The 1,439-nt window shown below is 68.5% G+C and carries 2 protein-coding genes; both read right to left on the reverse strand.

Going from position 1 to position 1,439, the window contains the following annotated elements; genetic code table 11:
• On the reverse strand, nucleotides 1-935 hold a 935-nt coding region (locus tag HUK84_RS18060), incomplete at its 3' end, for a nitrite/sulfite reductase (protein WP_176641478.1).
• Nucleotides 925-1,311: a DUF2849 domain-containing protein gene (locus tag HUK84_RS18065; protein WP_176641479.1), complete on the reverse strand. Its 387-nt coding sequence runs from the start codon at nucleotides 1,309-1,311 to the stop codon at nucleotides 925-927. The genes HUK84_RS18065 and HUK84_RS18060, both read right to left, overlap by 11 nt.
• Between the last annotated feature and the right edge of the window lie 128 nt (nucleotides 1,312-1,439).

Consider the following 1,439-nt stretch of genomic DNA (forward strand, 5'->3'; position numbering starts at 1 on the left):
CCGAAGCGCGCGCGGATGGCGGCCACCGTTTCGGGCGGCAGGCGGTAGCGCGCGCGGTCCATGGCGGCGAATTCGGCATCGACCCTGGCGCGGTAGCCTTCGGCGCCCAGGGCCTGGACCAGGATCTTGATCCGGGCCTTGTAGATATTGTCGCGGCGTCCGTACTCGTTATAGACGCGGACCATGGCCTCGAGATAGGCGAGGAGGTCTTCCTCGGGCAGGTTGTCGCGCAGATGCACGCCGACCAGCGGGGTGCGGCCCATGCCGCCGCCGACGAAGACGTCGAACACCACCTTGCCGCCGTGGCCCGGCTTGGCCACCAGCCCGATATCGTGGAAGCGCGCGGCGACGCGATCGTGCGGGCTGCCGCTGACCGCGATCTTGAACTTGCGGGGCAGGAACGAGAATTCGGGATGCAGGGTCGACCATTGCCGCAGGATTTCGGCATGGACGCGCGGATCGACCAGCTCGTCGGCGGCCGCGCCCGCGAACTGGTCGCAGGTCACGTTGCGGATGCAGTTGCCGCTGGTCTGGATGGCGTGCATGTCCACCGACGCCAGGCGGGCGAGGATATCGGGCGTGTCCTCGAGCCGGATCCAGTTGAACTGGAGGTTCTGGCGGGTGGTGAAATGGCCGTAATCGCGGTCATAGGTGCGGGCGATATGCGCGAGTTCGCGCATCTGCCGGGAATCCAGCATGCCGTAGGGAATGGCGATCCGCAGCATGTAGGCGTGGAGCTGCAGATACAGCCCGTTCATCAGGCGCAGCGGCTTGAATTCATCCTCGGACAGGGCGCCGGAGATGCGGCGGGCGACCTGGTCGCGGAACTGTTCGACCCGGTCATGCAGGAAGGCGCGGTCCACCTGGTCGTAGGCGTAATGCCCGACCGGCAGCGCGGGCGCGGCGTCTGCGAGGGTTTCTGCTTCAGCGGACATTGGTGGTGGCCTCGGTGAAGGGGGCGAATTCCGGATGGACGGAGGGGCCGAAGGCGCGGATGCGTTCGCGCACCGTGGCGGGCACGGGCGTGGCGCTGTCATCGCGCAGTTGCACGCCGTACACGCCGACCACGCCGTCGGCCTGCTGGCGGGCGGCGACGGCGGCGATCACGGATTCGATTCCCCCGTTGGATCCGCTTTCGGATCCGCTTTCTGATCCGCCCTGGGGGCCGTCATTGGCGAAGATCCTGGCGGCGTCGATGCGGTCGGACCATACGCCGTCCTCGGCCAGCCAGACGATGCGCCCGTCCAGCAGCCGGTTGGCGGTCACCACGCTCGATCCGCCCGCCTGGCGGCGGTTGTTCCTGACATCCACGTGCGATCAGTCCTTGTTGCGTCCGGAGTCCGGCCGGCCCGCATCCATGATGACATGGCGTCGGCGGGCGGGGTTGTCCAGGCTGCGCCGCCCCGGCGAAGCGGGGCGGCGGCGCGGGTTACGAGCGG

Source organism: Nguyenibacter vanlangensis (genome assembly GCF_013376155.1).
Lineage (GTDB): Bacteria > Pseudomonadota > Alphaproteobacteria > Acetobacterales > Acetobacteraceae > Gluconacetobacter > Gluconacetobacter vanlangensis.